5 protein-coding genes are annotated in these 19,945 nt (G+C 73.2%); 3 read left to right on the top strand and 2 right to left on the bottom strand.

Features of this window, described 5'->3' with window-relative positions; translation table 11 throughout:
* Positions 1 to 11 precede the first annotated feature (11 nt).
* On the bottom strand, positions 12 to 4,613 hold the full coding sequence (locus tag ACX9TP_RS32245) for an amino acid adenylation domain-containing protein (protein WP_482974482.1): 4,602 nt from the start codon (positions 4,611 to 4,613) through the stop codon (positions 12 to 14).
* Positions 4,614 to 4,715: 102 nt separating this feature from the next.
* A complete protein-coding gene (locus tag ACX9TP_RS32240) occupies positions 4,716 to 6,068 on the bottom strand; it encodes an MATE family efflux transporter (RefSeq protein WP_482974481.1) in 1,353 nt (450 codons plus the stop codon).
* A 131-nt stretch (positions 6,069 to 6,199) separates the two neighbouring features.
* Here ACX9TP_RS32240 and speB point away from each other — a divergent pair, with 131 nt between their 5' ends.
* The 3 genes from speB to ACX9TP_RS32225 are packed head-to-tail and all read left to right on the top strand — an operon-like array spanning position 6,200 to position 19,943.
* A complete protein-coding gene (speB, locus tag ACX9TP_RS32235) occupies positions 6,200 to 7,129 on the top strand; it encodes an agmatinase (protein ID WP_482974480.1) in 930 nt (309 codons plus the stop codon).
* Positions 7,130 to 7,147: 18 nt separating this feature from the next.
* The gene (locus tag ACX9TP_RS32230) at positions 7,148 to 8,272 is read left to right on the top strand and encodes a methyltransferase domain-containing protein (protein WP_482974479.1); all 1,125 of its coding nucleotides are present in this window, start codon (positions 7,148 to 7,150) and stop codon (positions 8,270 to 8,272) included.
* A 58-nt stretch (positions 8,273 to 8,330) separates the two neighbouring features.
* Entirely contained in the window at positions 8,331 to 19,943 is an 11,613-nt protein-coding gene (locus ACX9TP_RS32225) for an amino acid adenylation domain-containing protein (RefSeq protein ID WP_482974478.1), read from the top strand.
* Positions 19,944 to 19,945 lie beyond the last annotated feature (2 nt).

The following is a 19,945-nucleotide window of genomic DNA, read 5'->3' as shown; positions in this document are numbered from 1 at the left end:
AGGCCTCCCGGTCAACGGCGCGTGGGCGCCGCGACTCCGGCCAGCAGTGACGACAGCGGGCGCTCCGGCTCCCGCGCGAACCCCTGGAGCAGCGCCACCAGCGACGAGGCCAGGCGCCGCGCAGTGTCCTCCTGGAAGCGGTCGGCGCGGTAGTCCAGCACCAGCTCCAGCGACGCCCGCGGCTCGAAGGTGACGCCCAGGTCGTACTCGCTCGACTCCGGTGGGGCCTCCAGCGCCTCGACGGCGATGCTCCCCACCTCGAAGGCCCCCAGCGGCCGGGCCAGCTGGTTGAGCACGTTGAAGGTGGTGGTGAAGGGTGGGACACCGCCGGGGAAGACATGCTCGCGCAGCAGCGCGGAGGGCACCTCCTGCGCGCGGGCCTCGACGAAGGCCTCGCCCGTGCGGCGCAGCAGCTCGGTGGCGCTCGGGTCGCCGGAGACGTCCACACCCAGCACCAGCACGTTGGCGAAGCGCCCCAGCAGGCCCTCCAGCTCCAGGTGGTCTCTGGAGGCGGACGGGCAGCCAATCCAGACGCGCTCCTGCCCGGTGCCGCGCGCCAGCAGGGCGGCCAGCGCCGCCAGGCCCACGCGGAACAGCGTCGCGCCCTGGCGCGTGCCCAGCGCCTCGAGCGACGCCACCAGCTCCCCGGGAAGGGGCAGGGCCAGGCGCCCGGGCCGAGGGGCGCCGGAAGGGGGCAGGTCCGCCGGCAGCCGGGTGGGCCGGGCCTCCGCGAGGCGCGCCGTCCACGTCGCGAGCCGCCGCGTCGCCAGCTCTCCGGTGAAGCGCGCGCGCTGCCACGAGGCGAAGTCCGCGTACTGGACGGGGGGCTCGGGCAGGGTGGGCGCGCGTCCGGCGGCGAAGGCCTCGTAGCAGGCGGCCAGCTCGCCGATGAGCACGTTGAGCGACTGGCCGTCATAGGCCATCCGGTGCGTGGCGAGCAGCAGCACGTGCTCCGGCGGGCCTGGCTCCAGCAGCTTCGCCCGGAGCAGGGGCACGTCGCGCTCCAGGTCGAACGGCACGCCGTGCCACGTGTCGGCGCCGCGCTGGACCTCGCGCTCGCGCGCGTCCGCGGGCAGGGCGGCCAGGGACTCGCGCTCCAGCCGGAACGCCGGGGCCGGGTGGATGACCTGGACGTCCTCGCCGTCCACGCGGCGGTACGTGGTGCGGAGGATTTCATGCCGCCGCACCAGCTCCGCCAGCGCGCGCTCGAGCGCCGCGGCGTCCAGCGCGCCGCGCAGCCGCACGGAGAGCGGGATGAGGTTCTGCGTGCCGGCGCGCTCCTCGGCGAGGGTCTGCGCCTGCGCGAAGGAGAGCGGCAGGGGGCCGTCGCGGTGGACGCGCGTGAGCGGAGGGCCGGCGGACGTGCCCGCGGGGGCCGCGTCCGCCAGGCTCGCGGCGAGGGCGGAGATGGTGGGGTGCTCGAAAACGGCGGTGATGGGCACGTCCACCTGGAGCTCGCTCCGCAGGCGTGACACCACCTCGGCCGCGCGCAGCGAGTGCCCGCCCAGGGAGAAGAAGTCGTCGAACACGCCCACGCGCGAGGCGCCGAGCACCCGCGACCAGACCTCCGCGATGCGCTGCTCCAGCGGGGAGCGCGGTGTCACGTGCTCGGCCTGCGCGTCGTCGCCCTGCGCCGGGGGCTCCGGCAGCCTGCGCCGGTCCACCTTGCCATTGGGCGACAGCGGCATGGCGTCCAGCGCCACGAAGGCCTCCGGCACCATGTACGACGGCAGCCGCTCCCGCAGGAAGCGGCGCAGCTCGCCGGAGGTGGGGCGCGGACCCTGCGGGACGAACCAGGCGCCCAGCCGTGGCTCACCCGAGCCCGGGGCGGGCGTGGCCATCACCACCACCTCGCGCACGGACGGGTGGCGCCCCAGCACCGCTTCGATTTCCCCGGGCTCGATGCGCTGCCCGCGAATCTTCACCTGGGTGTCGATGCGGCCGCGCACCTCCAGCGCGCCGTCCGGCCGGAAGCGCCCGAGGTCGCCCGTGCGGTACAGCCGCGCGCCCGCGCGCCCGGAGAAGGGGTCCGGCACGAACTTCAGGGCCGTGGTGTCCGGCGCCGCGAGGTAGCCCCCGGACACCACCGGGCCGCCGACGCAGATTTCTCCCCAGACGCCGGGCGGCAGCGGCTCCAGCCGCTCGTCGAGCACGTACGCCTCGGCATTGGCGATGGCGCGGCCCACCGGCACCTGCCCCGTGTCCGTCGGCTCGCAGGGCCACCACGTCATGGAGCCGCTGACCTCGGTGGCGCCGTAGAAGTTGTGCAGCCGCGCCAGGGGCAGCGCCTGGTGGAGCCGCCGCGCCAGCGCGGCGGGCAGCGGCTCGCCCCCGGAGAAGACATGCCGGAGCGACGCGCAGCGGCCGATGCCCTCCTCGCGCAAGAGCAGCTCCAGCACCGAGGGCACCACCTCCAGCAGGGTGACGCCCTCGTCGACGACACACTCCACCAGGTGTCGTGCGTCGTAGCTCTTCGCCGGGTCCGCGAGCACCACGCGGCCGCCCGTGCACAGGGGCGCGAACAGCTCGCACAACGACGGCACGAAGCCCAGGCCGCCCTTCTGCAGGCCCACGTCCTGGGAGCCCAGCGCGAAGGCACCCTCCATCCAGCGCATCTGCGACACCAGCCCGCGATGCGGGACGATGACGCCCTTGGGACGCCCGGTGGAGCCGGAGGTGTAGAGGACGAAGGCCGCGCCGTCCGGCAGGGAACGGGCCGGGACGGCGGGAGCGTCGGGCGCAGGCGCTGCCACCAGCTCCAGGACGGCCGCGCCCAGCGCGCGGAGCCTCGGCGCCCGGTGGGGCTCGGTGAGGGCGAGCACCGCGCCCGCGTCCGCGAGGATTCCCGCGAGCCGCTCGTCCGGCGAGCCCGCGTCGAGCGGCACGCAGACGAGCCCCGCGCGGAGGATTCCGAGCAGCGCCACCACCTGCTCCGGCGACCGGTCCATGCACACCGCCACCCGGGCCCCGGGCGCGCAGCGGCCCGCCAGCTCCGTGGCGAGCCCCGTCGCCCGCGACTGGAGCTCCGCGTACCGGAGCACCTGGCCCCCCATGCTCACGGCGGGAGCGTCCGGTGTCTTCTCGGCCTGTGCGGCCACGAGGGCGTCGAGCGTCGAGGCGTCGCTGACCGCGCCCAGCGTGTCATTCCAGCGCGCCAGCTCGCGCCGCTCCTCGGGCGTCAACAGGGGCAGGGCACTGACGCGCGTGTCCGGGCGCGCGGCGGCCGCCTCGAGGAGCGTGAGGTAGCGCGCCGCGAACCGCCCGGCGGTGGCCGGCTCGAACAGCGCGGTGTTGTATTCGAGCGAGCCGCGCACCTCGCCCTCCTCCTCGTGGAGCAGCAGCGACAGCTCGAAGGGCGACACCTCCTCCTCCACGTCCACCCGCGACGCGCGCACGCCGTCCAGCGCGGGCAGCACCGGCGGCTGCTGGAGGGAGAACGCGACCTGGAAGAGCGGGGCGCGGCTGAGGCTCCGGTCCGGCCTCAGCTCCTCGACGAGCCGCTCGAAGGGGAGGTCCTGGTGCGCGTACGCGCCGAGCGCCTCGTCGCGGGTCCGGGCCAGCAACTGCCGGAACGTCAACCCACGCTCGAAGCGCGCGCGGAAGACGAGCGTGTTGGCGAAGAAGCCGATCAACCCTTCCAGCTCCGGCTGGGGCCGGTTGGCGATGGGCGAGCCCACCAGCACGTCGTCGCTGCCGGAGTGGCGGTGCAGCAGCACCTGGAAGGCCGCCAGCAGCGTCATGAAGAGCGAGCCGCCCTCGCGGCGCGACAGCTCCTGGAGGGCGGCGGTCAGCGCCCGTGGGATGACCACGGAGCAGCTGGCGCCCCGCGCGGCGAGCACCGCCGGCCGGGGCCGGTCCAGGGGCAGCTCCAGCACGCCGCTCGTGCCGGCGAGCCGCTCGCGCCACCAGCCGAGGAGCGCGTCGAGCGCGGCGCCCTCCAGCCGCTCGCGCTGCCACACCGCGAAGTCCGGGTACTGGAGGGGCAGCTCCGGCAGCCGCGCCGGCTCCTGGCGGCGGGAGGCGCGGTAGAGCTCCGCCAGCTCCTGCACCAGCACGCCAATGGACCAGCCGTCCGACACGATGTGGTGCATCGTGACGACCAGCCCGTGACACCCGTCGCAGCGCACCACCGCCACGCGCAGCAGCGGGCCCTCGGAGAGGTTGAAGGGACGTCGAGCCTGCTCGCGGGCCACCTCCCGGATGGCCTCCTCGGCGCGGCCCGCGGCCGTGCGCTCGACTTCCTCCCACTGGAGGGAGACGGCCTCGGACACGAGCTGGACGGGCTGTCCGCCGTCCTGACGGAAGACGGTGCGCAGGCTTTCATGCCTGGCGAGCAGCCGCTCGAAGCTCCACCTGAGCGCGCCCGCATCGAGCGGCCCTTCGAGGCGCAGCGCGGCCACCGTGTTGTAGCCCGCCTCGCCCGGCTGCACCTGCTCGAGGAACCAGAGCCGCTGCTGCGCGAAGGAGAGCGGCGCGGGGCCCGGATGCGAGCGTCGGGGAATGCGTGGCGGAGTGGAGCCCCCCGGTCCCCCACGGAGGCGCTGTTCCAGGCGGGCGCGCTGTGACTCGGACAGCAGGGCCCGTCGGTTCCGGAGCTCTTCGCGGGTGGGCATCTGGAAGGTGAGAAATCCTAGAAGTCGAGTGGTGTGTCTGCAACCGGAATCACCTGACGCGCATTCGCTCGGCCGGTGATTCGAACGCAGTGTGTCTTTGTTTCACGCGGCAGGTGCGCTTGTGACCCGGGTGGGTGCGCGCCGCCAGCCTCCGCTCCAGAGGCGGAAGCCCAGGTACGACGCGCACGCGACGTTTTCGATGAGCAGCCCGAGCCATCCGCCCGCGACGCCCCAGCCCAGCCGGTAGCCGAGCAGCCACATCAGCAACGGCGCACCGAGCCATGCGGTGGCGATGCCGCAAATCGCGGGGATGGTGGCGTCGCCGGTGCCGCGCAGCACGCCGGTGGCGACGGCGTTGGCGCCCCCCGCCACCTGCACGGCGGCGCCCAGCCAGAGCAGCTGGAGCGCGAGCGCGCGCACGGGCACGTCGTCCGAGACGGCCGCTGCCAGCGCGGAGCTGCCCAGCGCGAGCGCGAGCGCGACGCACAGGGTGATGGTGCCGGTGAGCGCGAACGCACGGGACGTCACGCGGCGGACCAGGGCCTGCCGACCCGCGCCCACGGCCTGTCCCGCCATCACCGCGGCGGACTCGGCGATGGCGATGACCGGCAGCCCGAGGAAGCGCAGCAACTGGGACACCAGCTGGTGCGCGGCCAGGGGCGCCGCGCCCAGGGGGGCAATCATCGCCGCCATCAGCCCATAGGCGCCCAGCTCCAGCAGTGCCTGCACGCCGCTCGGCAGCCCCAGGCGCAGGAGCCGGGAGAAGTGCTCGCGGCGCAGGGCGCGGAACGCGAGGCCGGCGCGCACCTGCACTCGGGCCAGCCAGGCTGTCTCGACGGTGTTGGCGATGACCGTGGCGAGCGCCGCGCCCGTCACGCCCAGGCCGGCCCGGAAGATGAGCAGCCAGGCGAGGACGAGGTTGAGCGCGTTGCCCACGAAGGCCGCGCGCAACGGCGTCACGGCATCCCCCGAGCCCAGGCGCACCTCCCCGAGCGCGACGGTGAGCAGCACCATGGGCGCACCATATGACACGGTGCGCAGGTACTGCGCCGCGAGCTGGCCCGCCTCGGCCGAGCCCGACAGGCGCGGCAGCAGCGACGCCACGCCATGGCCCAGGAGGATGCTCGCCACGCCCGCGAGGAGCGCCGTGAGGACGCCCAGTCCGGCCTGCGTGGAGGCCTCGTGCTCCCGGCCCGCGCCTCGCGCCTGGGCGACCAGCGTCTTGGTGGCGCGGAACGCACCGAACCAGAAGGAGAGCAGGACGAAGGACGCCGTTCCTCCCAGCGCGACGCCCGCGAGCGGGTTCGCGCCGAGCCGCGAGACGAAGAGCGTGTCCATCAGCGTCATCAGGCTGTAGGACAGGGAGGAGAGCGCCGTCGGCACCGCGAGTCGCACCAGCTCGCGCCACGGCCGCTGCTCCCAGGTGAAGCCGCTGTCTTGCGTTGCTGGAGTCACGAAGGGGCCGGGAATTTCCTGCGCTGCGCCAGCATGCGGAGCCGGGTGCGCGACGCCCGCCTGCTCCGGAGGCGCGCGCCCGCCATCGACGGTGTGGAGCGCTCGGACTTGTATGTTATTGGGTCGGCACCATGCAACAGACCCTCGGCGAGTACCTGCGGCACGGACAGATTCCCTTCCTGAGACTCCCCCTCGCGGACTTCACGCGCGGCGAGGCTGTGTACGAGGGTGCTTCCGCGGTCTTCATCGGCGTCACCTACGACGGTGGGACGACGTATCAGCCGGGAGCCCGCTTCGCGCCGTACCACGTGCGCCGCGCGAGCGCTTCGGTGGAGCTGGGACGGCTGTCGCACGCCTCGCCGGAGAGCGGCGCCCTGGCGCGGGCGCTCGACGGTGGCAACGTGCCCCTGCCGCTGCTCAGCGCGGAGGGGATGCGCGCCGCGGTGGAGGCCGAGGTGACGCGCATCGTCACCAGCGGTGCGACCCCCTTCGTCGTGGGCGGCGACCACTCGGTGACGCTGCCGGTGCTGCGCGCGGTGGCGCGCAAGCACGGGCCCATTGCCCTGGTCCATGTGGATGCGCACTCCGACATGGCCGAGGGCGGCATGATGCTGGGCGAGGAGCGGCATCACGGCACCACCATCCGCCATGCGCTCGCGGAGGGGCTCATCGCCCGGGGCCAGCTCCACCAGATTGGCATCCGGCACTCGGGGGACCCCGACCTCATCCGCGAGCACGGCGCCACCGAGTACCGCATCGAGGACGTGGAGGACCGGGGCATCCCGGCCATCCTCGCGGAGGTGCGTGAGCGCCTCGGCCAGCATCCCGTCTATCTCACGTTCGACATCGACGCGGTGGACCCGGCCTTCGCGCCGGGGACGGGGACGCCCGTGGCCGGAGGACTCTCCTCTCGTGAGGCGCTCCGCCTCGTCCGCTCGCTGGCCGGCAGCCGCCTGGTGGGCATGGACGTGGTCGAGGTCCTTCCCGCGCTGGACCAGTCCGACGTCACGTCGCTCCTCGCCGCGCAGCTGCTGCTCGAAGCCGTCGCCCTCCTTCCCTGAGCCCGGAGTCCCGTCCGCATGTCTTCCGCTCCCGTCCACGCTGCCCACCCCGCCTGGCGCTGCCCCAACTGCAAGGGAACCCTCTCGGGGGAGGAGGCGGCCTTCACCTGCGATGGCTGTGGGGACCGCTTCCCCCGCCTGGGCACGGTGCCCGTGCTCGTCCCGGACCCGGGGGCGTACATCGCCCGGAACGCGGTGGCGCTCGCGCGCTACGTCGGGGGCTTGCAGATGCTCCTGGCGCGCGGGGAGCAGCTCGAGCAGGAGCAGCCCTTCCGCAAGAGCGCGATGGAGCAGGCGCGGCGCGCGCTGACGGCGGACCTGGAGCTGGCGAGCGAACAGCTCTTCGGGCTGGCCGCGTACGCGGACACCGCGTCGCTCATCCGGCTCGCGGCGGATCCCCCGCCCCAGGCGCCGGGCCTGCCGTTCGGTGAGTCGTGGGGCCCGGCGATGACGGGCTTCCTCCGCGCGGACTGGGGCGGCACTCCGGATGGTGAGAAGCAGATTGCCGCCATCCGCGGTGAGCTGGTGCGCTCCGTGGAGAAGCATGCCCGCCGCCGGGGCACCGCCGCGCTGCTGGGCGCCGGCACGGGCCGCTTCGTCCACGAGCTGTCCGGCCACTTCGAGGCCACTTTCGGCGTCGACCTCTGCCTGGCCTACGTGGACTGGTACCACCGGCTCCTCCGGGGCCCGCTGCACCTGTGGGAGCTGAACTACCCGCAGCTCGGAGGCGACACCGTCGCCACGCCCATCGAGGCGAAGCTGACGCAGGAGGCCGCGGCCCGGATGGACGCGCGGAGCCTGGCGGTGGCGGATGCGCTGCACCTGCCCGTGGCGGACGGCTCGCTCTCGGCGGCCATCTCGGTCCACTTCACGGACTGCGTGCCGGCCCGCGCGCTGCTGGAAGAGCTGCGCCGCGTGCTGGAGCCGGACGGCCTCTTCGTGAGCTACGGGCCGCTGCTGTACCGGGGCGTCGAGGACCCCGCGGACTGGCTCACCCCCTCGGAGTGGAAGCACCTCTTCGCCGAGGCGCGGATGGAGCTGCTCGAGGAGCGCTGGCTGGACCTGCCGTACTGGCAGGGCATGGAGCGCGCCATCCAGACGACGCACCGGGTGTGGAGCTTCACGCTCCGGAAGCTGCCCTGAGCCACACCGGGGCGGACGCTCCGCTCCCAACGTGACACGACATTCGAGAGGATTCCCGATGCCCGGACACCACCGGCCGGCCGCGACGTTGGTCGAGCTGCTGCGCCTGCGCGCTTCCACGCAGGCCACCCATCCCGCCTTCACGTTCCTCGGGGACGGGGAAGGGGACGAGCAGGGAATCACGTACCTGGAGCTGGACCGCCAGGCGCGGGCCATCGCCGTCTCGCTGAGCGAGCACGTCCGGCCGGGGGAGCGCGTCCTGCTGCTGTACCCGCCGGGGCTCGAGTACATCGCCGCCTTCTGGGGCTGCCTCTACGCGGGGGCCATCGCGGTTCCCGCCTATCCGCCCGACCCCTCGCGCCTCCACCGCACGCTGCCGCGCCTGGAGGTCATCGTGAAGGACGCGGGCGCCACCGTGGCGCTCACCACCGCGTTCATCGCGGAGATGGCCGAGGGGCTCACCGGGCTCGCGCCGGGGCTGGGGCACCTGCGCTGGCTGGCCTACGAGTCGCTCGTCGCGCCGGGCCGCGAGTCCGGCTGGAAGGCGCCGGACGTCGGCGCCGACTCACTCGCGTTCCTCCAGTACACGTCCGGCTCCACGTCCGCGCCCAAGGGCGTGATGCTGTCGCACGGGAATCTGCTGGCCAACGAGGAGATGATCCAGGCCGGCTTCGGGCTCGATGCGCGCAGCGTCGTGGTGGGGTGGCTGCCGCTGTACCACGACATGGGGCTCATCGGTAACGTGCTGCAGCCCATCCACCTGGGCGCGCGCGGCGTGCTGATGTCGCCGCTGACGTTCATGCAGCGGCCGCTGCGCTGGCTGGAGGCCATCTCCCGCTTCCGGGGCACCACGAGCGGCGGGCCCAACTTCGCCTACGAGCTGTGTGTCCGGAAGGTGAGCGAGGCGGAGAAGGCCACGCTCGACTTGAGCAGCTGGGACGTGGCGTTCTCCGGCGCGGAGCCCGTGCGCGCGGACACCCTGGACCGGTTCTCCGCCGCCTTCGCCTCGTGCGGCTTCCGCCGCGACGCCTTCTACCCCTGCTACGGACTGGCCGAGGCCAGCCTCATCGTGTCCGGCGGCGCGAAGGAGGCGCCGCCCCGCGTCCTGCACGTGGACCGCGACGCGCTCTCCCGGGGCAGTGCCGTGGACCAGGCGGAGGGCCACGCGCTGGTGGGCTGTGGCGGGGCGCTGCTCGAGGAGCGGCTGGCCATCGTCGACCCGGAGTCCCGCGTGCGCTGCCCGGACGGACGGGTGGGCGAGGTCTGGGCGTCGGGCGCCCACGTCGCCGGTGGCTACTGGAACCGTCCGGAGGAGTCCGCCGCCACGTTCGGCGTGCGCACCGCGGACGGGGACGGGCCCTACCTGCGCACCGGGGACCTGGGCTTCGTGCGGGACGGGGAGCTGTACATCACCGGCCGGATGAAGGACCTCATCATCCTGCGCGGCCGCAACCACTACCCGCAGGACCTCGAGCTGACCACCGAGCGCAGCCATCCGGCGCTCCGTCCCGGCGGTGTCGCGGCCTTCTCCGTGGACGTGGACGGCGAGGAGCGGCTGGTCGTCGTGCAGGAGATGTCCCCGGGCCGCGGCGAGCCGGAGGAAATCCTCGCGAGCATCGTCGAGCGACTCGCGGGTGAGCATGAAGTGCGCCCGCACGCGGTGGTCCTCACCGGCCCCGGCGCGGTGCCCAAGACGTCCAGCGGCAAGGTGCAGCGCCGCGCCTGCAAGCAGCTCTTCGTCTCGGGCGAGCTGGAGGTGCTGGCCGCGTGGAAGGACGGCGGGCAGGCCGCGGCGCCGGGCGGCACGGAAGAAGATGAAGCGGTGGACCCGGTCCACGCCGCGGTGGCGCGCCGGCTCGGGCTCGCGCCGTCGGCGCTGCGGCCGGACGAGCCGCTGCTCCGCTACGGCCTGGACTCGCTGCTCGCGCTGGAGCTGCACAACGAGCTGGAGGCCTCCTTCGGCATCGACGTGCCGCTGGCGCGCCTGCTCCAGGGCGCCAGCCTGAACTCCCTCCGCGAGCATGTGCCCTCGCGTCCGGAGGCCGCCGCGCGCCCGAGGCCGGCCGCGCTGACGGAGGCCCCGCTCACGCCGGGCCAGGCGGGCCTGTGGTTCCTCCAGCAGATGGCGCCCACGGCCGCCGCGTACAACGTGGCGGGTGCGGCGCGCATCGAGGGCGCGCTCGACGTGAAGGCCCTCCAGCAGGCGCTGCAGGCGCTGGTGGACCGCCACGACGGGCTGCGCTCGACGTTCGTCGCCCGCGCCGGGGATCCCCGCCAGCGCGTCCTGGCCCACGTGCCCGTGACGCTGCCGGAGACGGACGCGGCGGGGCTCGACGAGGCGGCGTTCCTGGACCTGCTGCGGCGGGACATCGAGCGTCCCATCGACCTGGAGCGGGGACCGCTGCTGCGCGCATCGCTGTACCTGCGCGGTAACGGGGAGCGGGTGGTGCTGCTGGTGATGCACCACCTGGTGACGGACTTCTGGTCCATGGCGGTGCTGCTGCGCGAGCTGGCGGCGGCCTATGCCGCGGCGGTGGTGCAGGGCGCGGCGTTGCCGCCCGCGGGCTCGGACCTGGCCGCGGTGCGCCACCATGAGGAGCGGCGCGAAGCGCGCGCGGCCGGACAGTGGGCCTTCTGGGAGAAGGAGCTTTCGGGAGGGATCGAGCCGCTGACGCTGCCGGTGGACCGGCCGAGGCCCGCGGCGACGACGTTCCGAGGGGGCGCGGAGCGCATCCGCGTGGAGCGCTCCACCGTCGAGCGGCTCCGGGCGCTGGCGGCGCGGGAGTCCACGACGCTGCACGTGGCGCTGCTCGCCGGCTACCAGGTGTTCCTGGCGCGGCACTCCGGGCAGGAGCGGATGCTGGTGGGCTGCCCGGCCGCCGGACGCACCGGCGCTGAGGTGATGGACGCGGTGGCCTACCTCGTCAACCCGGTGGTCATCCTCGCCGACCTGGGCGGGGACCCGTCGCTGCTGGAGGTGGTGCGCCGCGCGCGGGCCCGGATGCTCGGCGCGCTGGAGCACGCGGACGTGCCCTTCACGCAATTGGTGGAGCGCCTGGGGCGCGGGCGTGAAGCGGGGCGGGCTCCGCTGGTGCAGACGATGTTCTCGTTGCAGCGCGCGCCGCTGGAGGGCCTCGCGCCCTTCGCGTCGGGCGTCGCGGGCGGACGGCTGGAGGTGGGCGGGCTGCGCCTCTCGTCGGTCGAGCTGCCGCCGCGCACCACGCAGTTCGACCTGATGCTCCTGCTGGCGGAGACGGAGGACGGGCTCGGAGGCTGGCTCCAGTACGACGCGGACCTGTTCGACGCCGCGACGGTGCGGCGCATGGCGCGGCGGCTGGAGCAGGCGTTCGACCTGGTGGCCCGGGAGCCGGAGCTGCGCGTCTCGAGAGTCTCCCTGCTCACGGAGGATGAGCGCCGCGTGCCGGCCCGCACGGCTCCGGTGAAGGTGACGTCATCCGGCCGCTGCCTGCACACGTGGTTCGAGAAGCAGGCGGAGGCGAGGCCCGAAGCTGTGGCGGTGAAGCTGGGGAAGGAGAAGCTGACGTACGGGGAGCTGAACCGGCGGGCCAACCGGTTGGCGCACGTGCTGAGGCAGAAGGGAGTGGGCCTCGAGGAGGTGGTGGGCCTGCTGGCGGAGCGCTCGCTGGAGCTGGTGGTGGGGCTGCTGGGGATTCTGAAGGCCGGAGGCGCGTACCTGCCGTTGGACCCGGTCTACCCGGCGGAGCGCAGCCGCTACATGGCGAAGGACGCCGGGGTGCGGGTGGTGGTGGCGCAGCAGGCGCTGGCGGGACGGCTGGAAGGCGCGGGCGTGGAGGTGGTGGCGCCCACGGTGGAGTCGGGCCGTGAGGACAACCCGCAGGTGGAGATGACAAGCGGAGCAGCCGCGTACGTCATCTACACGTCGGGGAGCACGGGGCAGCCGAAGGGGACGGTGGTGGAGCACCGGCAGGTGGTGAGGCTGTTCGAGGCGACGGAAGGGTGGTTCGGGTTCGGAGAGAAGGACGTGTGGACGTTGTTCCACTCGTACGCGTTCGACTTCTCGGTATGGGAGGTATGGGGAGCGCTGCTGTACGGGGGCACGGTGGTGGTGGTGCCGTACCTGGTGAGCCGCTCGCCGTGGGAGTTCTACCGGCTGCTGCAGCAGGAGAGGGTGACGGTGCTCAACCAGACGCCGTCGGCGTTCCGTCAGCTGGTGGCGCTGGAGGAGACGCTGGGGACGGGGGTGGACGAGGAGCTGTCGCTGCGCACGGTGATTTTCGGCGGGGAGGCGTTGGACCCGGTGAGCCTGAAGCCGTGGTTTGAAAGGCACGGGGACCAGGTGCCGCGGCTGGTGAACATGTACGGCATCACCGAGACGACGGTGCACGTGACGTACCGGGTGATGGGGGAGAAGGACGCGAAGTCAGCGAGCAGCGTGATTGGGGAGGCGATAGGGGATTTGGCGCTGTACGTGCTGGACGGGCGTTTGGAGCCGGTGCCGAGGGGAGTGGCGGGAGAGCTGTACGTGGGAGGGGCGGGGGTGACGCGGGGGTACCTGAAGAGGCCTGAGCTGACGGCGCAGCGCTTCATCCCGGACCCGTACGGAGGGCAGGAGGGAGCGAGGCTGTACCGGACGGGGGATTTGGCGAGGGTGAGGGAGGACGGGGAGCTGGAGTACCTGGGGCGAATCGACCAGCAGGTGAAGGTGAGGGGCTTCCGGATAGAGCTGGGAGAGATTGAGGCGCAGCTGGGAGGACACCCGGGCGTGGGGCAGGCGGCGGTGGTGGCGCTCAAGGACGAGCACGGCGAGGCTCGGCTCGTGGGCTACGTGGTGCCACGCCATCCGGTGACGCCCTCGGAGTTGCGCGCGCACCTGCAGGACCGGCTGCCGGAGTACATGGTGCCCTCTGCCTTCATGATGCTGAAGGCGCTGCCGCTCACGGAGAACGGGAAGCTGGACCGCCGTGCGCTGCCCGCGCCGAGGGCGGAGGTAACGGACGCGTCCGAGCGCACGCCGCCGCGCGATGACGTCGAGACGCGCCTGTGCGGCATCTTCCAGACGGTGCTCCGCGCCGAGGTGGGCATCCACGACGACTTCTTCCAGCTCGGCGGACACTCCCTGCTCGCCACGCGGGTCGTCGCCGCCATCCGGGACACGTTCGGCGTCGAGTTCCCCGTGAGCCGCCTCTTCGAGGCGCCCACCGTGGCCGGCGTGGCCCGGGCGCTCGGGGACGTCCAGGCGCGGGCCCCGGCGGTGCCGCTGGTGCCCGTGCCGCACGACGGCGGCGCGCCGCTCACCTTCGCGCAGGAGCGCCTCTGGTTCCTGCACCAGCTGGAGCCGTCCACCAGCTCGTACCACTGTCCCGGCGCGCTCCGCCTCACCGGGGCCCTGGACGTGGAAGCGCTGGAGAGGGCCTTCGCGGCCATCGTCCGCCGGCACGAGTCGCTGCGCACGCGACTGGTGGCCATGGATGGCCGGGCGGTGCAGCTCGTCGAGTCCGCCCTGGAAGTTCCGCTCACCCGGGTCGACCTGACGCACGTCCCCGCCTCCGGGCGCGAGGCGGAGCTGGCGCGGCTCGCCCGCGCGGAGGCGGAGCGCCCGTTCGACCTGGAGCGCGGCCCGCTGACGCGGCTGACGCTGATGCGGGTGTCGCCGGAGGACCACCTGCTGGTGGCGGTGATGCACCACGTGGTCTCCGACGGCTGGTCCGTGGGCCTGCTCCTGCGCGAGCTGGCCTCGAACTACCAGGCCCTGGCCACCGGGGGCGCGGCGCAGCTGGCTCCGCCGCCCATCCAGTACGCGGACTTCGCCGCCTGGCAGCGCAAGGCGCTGACGGACGAGGCGCTCGCGCCGGCCCTGGAGCACTTCCGCTCGCGCCTGGAGGGCGCGCCCCCGCTGCTGGAGCTGCCCACGGACCGGCCGCGTCCGGCCGTGCAGAGCTACCGTGGCGCGGAGGTGACCTTCGCGCTGCCGGCGTCGCTCGTCTCCGGCCTCAAGGCGCTGTGTCGGGGCGAGGAGTCGACCCTCTTCATGGCCGGGCTCGCCGCGTTCCAGGTGCTGCTGCACCGCTACTCGCGGCAGGACGACGTGGTGGTGGGCATGCCCGTCGCGGGCCGCACGCACGGCGAGGCGCAGGACCTCATCGGCTTCTTCGCCAACACGCTCGTCCTGCGCGGCCGGCTCGCCGAGGACCCCTCCTTCCGCGAGCTGCTGCGGCGCACGCGCGAGGAGGTGCTGGGCGCGCTGGACCACCAGCACCTGCCCTTCGAGAAGCTGGTGGACGCGCTCCGGCCGGAGCGCAGCCTGAGCCGCACGCCGCTCTTCCAGGTGATGTTCGACCTCAACGAGGAGCCGGTGCTGCCGCCGGAGCTGCCGGGCCTGCGCACTGCACTGGTGCCGCTGCAGCGCGGCGCGGCCCACTTCGACCTGGCGCTCACCCTCGACGCGAAGGACGGGGGGCTCGTCGGCGTCGCCGAGTACGCCACGGACCTGTTCGACGCCGAGACGGTGCAGCGGATGATGGCGCACTTCCGCACGCTGCTGGAGGGGCTGGTGGCGGAGCCGGACCGTCCCGTCTCGCGCCTCCCGCTGCTGGCCCCGGCCGAGCGCGAGGGACTCCTGGCGCGGGCCGCGGGCCCGTCGCTGCCGGTCCGCGAGGTCTGCGCGCACGAGCTGTTCTTCGAGCACGCGCAGCAGCAGCCGGACGCGGTCGCCGTCGTCCTGGAGGAGACGTCGCTCACCTACGGGCAGCTCGCGGGGCGCGTGGAGTCGCTCGCTCGGGCACTGGTGAATGGCGGCGTGAGGCTCGGTGAGCGCGTGGGCGTGGTGTGCGAGCGCTCGCTGGAGCGGGTCATCGCGTTCCTCGCCGTCCTCCGGGCAGGAGGGGTGTACGTCCCGTTCGAGCCGGCGCAACCCCGTGAGCGTCTGGCGCTGCTGGGCGCGGACGCGGGGCTGAAGGTGCTCGTGACGCAGCGGGCGCTGGCGCCTCGGCTGGAAGGCGTGGCCCCGCTCGTCTGCGTGGACGAGCCGCGCCCGCTCGGGTTCACCCCGCTGCCGCACGTCACCCTGGAGCAGCCGGCGTACATCCTCTTCACGTCCGGCTCGACGGGCACGCCCAAGGGCGTCCTCGTGGGGCACCGCTCCCTCACCAACTACCTCCAGTGGCTCCGCTCCGAGTTCCGGCTGTCGCCGGAGGACCGGATGCTCGCCTACGCGTCGCCGGGCTTCGATGTCTCGGTGGCGGAGCTGCTGGCTCCGCTGACGAGCGGCGGCCGCGTGGTGATGGCGCCGGTCGACGCGGTGGGCCCCGAGGCCCTCGCGCAGGTCATCGCCGCGCGAGGCGTGACGGTGCTGGAGGCGGTGCCCTCGCTGCTGGCGCTGCTGCTGGAGGTTCCGGCGCTCGCGGAGTCCCCGTCGCTGCGGCTGGTGTTTTGCGGCGGCGAGGCCCTCTCGCTGGAGCTGGCCGAGCGGTTCCACGCGCGACTGGGCGCGACGCTGGTCAATGCCTATGGCCCCACCGAGTCCACGGTGGACGCCGCGGTGGCCGTCGTCCCGCGCGGCGCCACCCGCACGCCCATCGGTCACCCGGTGGCGAATGCGAAGGTCCACGTCCTGGACCGTCACCTGGAGCCGCTGCCCGTGGGCATGGTGGGCGAGCTGTACGTCGAGGGCGCGACGCTGGCGCTTGGGTACCTCAACAGCCCGGAGCTGACGGCGGAGCGGTTCGTGGCCTCGCCGTTCTCCCTGGACGGCGCGCGGCTCTACCGCACGGGGGACCTGGGCCGCCGGCTCGCGGACGGGCAGGTGGAGTTCATCGGCCGCGCGGACGACCAGGTGAAGGTCCGCGGCTTCCGCATCGAGCCGGGGGAAATCGAGTCCGTCCTCCGCGCCCATGCGGGCGTGCGCGAGGCGGCGGTGGCCCTGCGCGAGGACCGGGCGAAGGAGCGGAGGCTGGTGGCCTATATCGTCGCGGCCTCGGAGTCCGCGCCGGGGCCGGCCGAGCTGCGCCGTCACCTGCTCTCCTCGCTGCCGGAGTACATGCTTCCTCACGCGTTCGTCGTGCTGGACGCGCTCCCGCGCTCGGCGGCCGGGAAGATTGACCGGCGGGCGCTGCCCGCGCCGGACCGGATGCGGCCCGAGCTGGACTCCGGCTACGAGGCGCCGGCCACCGCGACGGAGAAGAAGCTCGCCGCGCTCATCGCAGGCGTGCTGGAGCTGGACCGGGTGGGAGTCCGGGACAACTTCTTCGAGCTGGGCGGTGACTCCATCCTCGCCGTCCAGGTGGCGTCTCGCGCCCGGAGCGCGGGCCTGCCCTTCGAGGTGCGGCAGCTCTTCCATCACCAGTGTGTCGCCGAGCTGGCCGCGCTCATCGACCGCGAGGCCGCGCCCGCCGTGGGCGCGCTGGCGCTCCCTCCCGCCGCCAACGAGGTTCGGGAGAAGCTGCTCGCCGCGCGGCCGGAGCTGGAGGACGTCTACCCGCTGGCGCCCATGCAGGTGGGCATGCTGTTCCGCACGCTGCTGGAGCCGAAGTCGGGCGCCTACGTGGAGCAGTTCCACTGCGTCCTGGACGGCGCGCTGGACGTGGCGGCGTTCGAGGGCGCGTGGCGGCACGTGCTGCAGCGCAACCCCATCCTCCGGACGTCCTTCGTCTGGGAGGGCGTGGCGGACCCGGTGCAGGTCGTCCACCGGGAGGTGCGCCTCGACGTGGCCCGGGAGGACTGGAGCACGCTCGCGCCCGAGGCCCAATCCGGGCGACTGGAGGGGTTCCTCCGCGCGGACCGGGAGCAGGGGTTCAACCTGGCGCAGCCTCCGACGATGCGGCTGTCGCTCTTCCAGCTGGGGCCCTCGCGGCACCGGTTCGTCTGGTCCCAGCACCACATCCTCCTGGATGGCTGGTGCATGGCGCTGCTGTTCCGCGAGCTGCTGGACACGTACGCGGCGCTCTCGCGCGGCCAGGCCGCTCCGAGCCTCGACGCTGGTCGTCCGTACCGCGACTTCATCGCCTGGCTCGCCTCGCGGGATGCGTCCGCGGACGAGGCGTACTGGAAGCAGTCGCTGCGGGGCTTCCACACGCCCACGCCGCTGGCCGTCGACCAGGCGCCGCGCGCCACGGAGGGAGAGAAGGTCTACCGCGTGCGCGAGCACGTGCTCCCCGAGGCGCTGTCCACGGCGCTCCAGGAGGCGGTCCGCCGCAACCGGCTGACGCTGTCCGCGGTGGTGCAGGGGGCGTGGGCCCTGCTGCTCCACCGGTACACGGGTGAGGAGGACGTGGTGTTCGGCGCGACGTTCTCCGGCCGCTCGGCGCCGCTCGCGGGCGTCGAGTCGATGCTGGGCCTCTTCATCAACACGCTTCCCGTCCGCGTCCGACTCCCCGGTGACATGCGTGTGGGGGAGTGGCTGACGGGGCTCCTCCAGGCGCACGCCGAGCGACAGCGCCACGAGCACACCTCGCTCCTGCAGGTCCAGGCGTGGAGCGGGCTGCCGCGCCGGGTGCCGCTCTTCGAGAGCATCGTCGCGGTGGAGAACTACCCCATGGACCCGGCGCTGCTGTCCGGCGCGGGCGGCTTCAGCACCCGCGACGTGCAGATGGCGGAGCACAACGAGTACCCGCTCACGCTCTTTGTGCGCCCCTCCCCGGGGCTGAAGCTGGAGCTGGTCTACGACTCCGCGCGCTTCGAGGACGCGGTCATCCAGCGGATGATGGGCCACCTGCGCACCGCCCTCGAGGAGCTGGTGCGGAAGATGGATGGCCCGCTGCGCGACGTGGGCATCCTCCCGGCCGAGGAGCGCGGCGCCCTGGTGCTGCGCACCGCGCTGCGCCACTTCCCCGGCGAGCGACTCCTGCACGGATGGTTCGAGAAGCAGGCGGAGGCGAGGCCGGAGGCGGTGGCGGTGAAGCTGGGGAAGGAGAAGCTGACGTACGGGGAGCTGAACCGGCGAGCGAACCGGCTGGCGCACGTGCTGAGGCAGAAGGGAGTGGGCCCCGAGGAGGTGGTGGGCCTGCTGGCGGAGCGCTCACTGGAGCTGGTGGTGGGGCTGCTGGGGATTCTGAAGGCCGGAGGCGCGTACCTGCCGTTGGACCCGGTGTATCCGGCGGAGCGCAGCCGCTACATGGCCAGGGACGCCGGGGTGAAGGTGGTGGTGGCGCAGCAGGCGCTGGCGGCGAGGCTGGAAGGCGCGGGCGTGGAGGTGGTGGCGCCCACGGTGGAGTCGGGCCGTGAGGACAACCCGCAGGTGGAGATGACGAGCGGAGCGGCCGCGTACGTCATCTACACGTCGGGGAGTACGGGGCAGCCGAAGGGGACGGTGGTGGAGCACCGGCAGGTGGTGAGGCTGTTCGAGGCGACGGAAGGGTGGTTCGGGTTCGGGGAGAAGGACGTGTGGACGTTGTTCCACTCGTACGCGTTCGACTTCTCGGTATGGGAGGTGTGGGGAGCGCTGCTGTACGGGGGCACGGTGGTGGTGGTGCCGTACCTGGTGAGCCGCTCGCCGTGGGAGTTCTACCGGCTGCTGCAGCAGGAGAGGGTGACGGTGCTCAACCAGACGCCGTCGGCGTTCCGTCAGCTGGTGGCGCTGGAGGAGACGCTGGGGACGGGGGTGGACGAGGAGCTGTCGCTGCGCACGGTGATTTTCGGTGGCGAGGCGTTGGACCCGGTGAGCCTGAAGCCGTGGTTCGAGCGGCACGGGGACCAGGTGCCGCGGCTGGTGAACATGTACGGCATCACCGAGACGACGGTGCACGTGACGTACCGGGTGATGGGGGAGAAGGACGCGAAGTCAGCGAGCAGCGTGATTGGGGAGGCGATAGGGGATTTGGCGCTGTACGTGCTGGACGGGCGTTTGGAGCCGGTGCCGAGGGGAGTGGCGGGAGAGCTGTACGTGGGAGGGGCGGGGGTGACGCGGGGGTACCTGAAGAGGCCTGAGCTGACGGCGCAGCGCTTCATCCCGGACCCGTACGGAGGGCAGGAGGGGGCGAGGCTGTACCGGACGGGGGATTTGGCGAGGGTGAGGGAGGACGGGGAGCTGGAGTACCTGGGGCGAATCGACCAGCAGGTGAAGGTGAGGGGCTTCCGGATAGAGCTGGGAGAGATTGAGGCCCAGCTGGGAGGGCACCCGGGGGTGGGGCAGGCGGCGGTGGTGGCGCTCAAGGACGAGCACGGCGAGACGCAACTGGTGGGCTACGTCGTCGCTCCTCCGCCGGGCCCGTCGCCCTCGGAGCTGCGCGCGCACCTTCAGGGCCGACTGCCGGAGTACATGGTGCCATCGACGTTCATCGTGCTCGGCGCGTTGCCGCTCACGGAGAACGGGAAGCTGGACCGCCGTGCGCTGCCCCGTCCGACGAAGGGAGGCGCGGCGGCGCCGGGGGCTGCGCCATCCACGCGCTTCGAGCAGCTCCTCGCGGACGTGTGGAGCGAGGCGCTGGGCCACGGCGTGAGTGTGGACGAGAACTTCTTCGACGCGGGCGGCGACTCGCTGCGGGCCATCCGCGTCGTGAGCAAGCTGCGTGAGACGTGGGGTGACAAGGTGCAGCTGACGGACCTCTTCACCTACCCGACCATCCGCGCCCTGGCCGCGTACCTGGGCACGGAGGGAGGGGAGACGGCCACGGGCCCCGACCGCGAGGACGAGCGGCGCGAGGGCAAGGCGCGCATGGAGAAACGGCTGGAGCGGCGCCGGAAGGGTGGCTCGTGAGC

The organism is Pyxidicoccus sp. M15, from assembly GCF_056858435.1.
The sequence above is the reverse complement of the archived record's forward strand: the minus strand, read 5'-3'. Positions and strand labels throughout refer to the sequence as shown.

What these genes read in the sequence shown, in the direction of transcription:
- ACX9TP_RS32225 (WP_482974478.1), top strand. Translation starts at nt 8,331, where the DNA reads ATGCCCGGACACCACCGGCCGGCCGCGACGTTGGTCGAGCTGCTGCGC.
- ACX9TP_RS32245 (WP_482974482.1), bottom strand. Translation starts at nt 4,613, where the DNA reads ATGCCCACCCGCGAAGAGCTCCGGAACCGACGGGCCCTGCTGTCCGAG.
- speB (WP_482974480.1), top strand. Translation starts at nt 6,200, where the DNA reads ATGCAACAGACCCTCGGCGAGTACCTGCGGCACGGACAGATTCCCTTC.
- ACX9TP_RS32230 (WP_482974479.1), top strand. Translation starts at nt 7,148, where the DNA reads ATGTCTTCCGCTCCCGTCCACGCTGCCCACCCCGCCTGGCGCTGCCCC.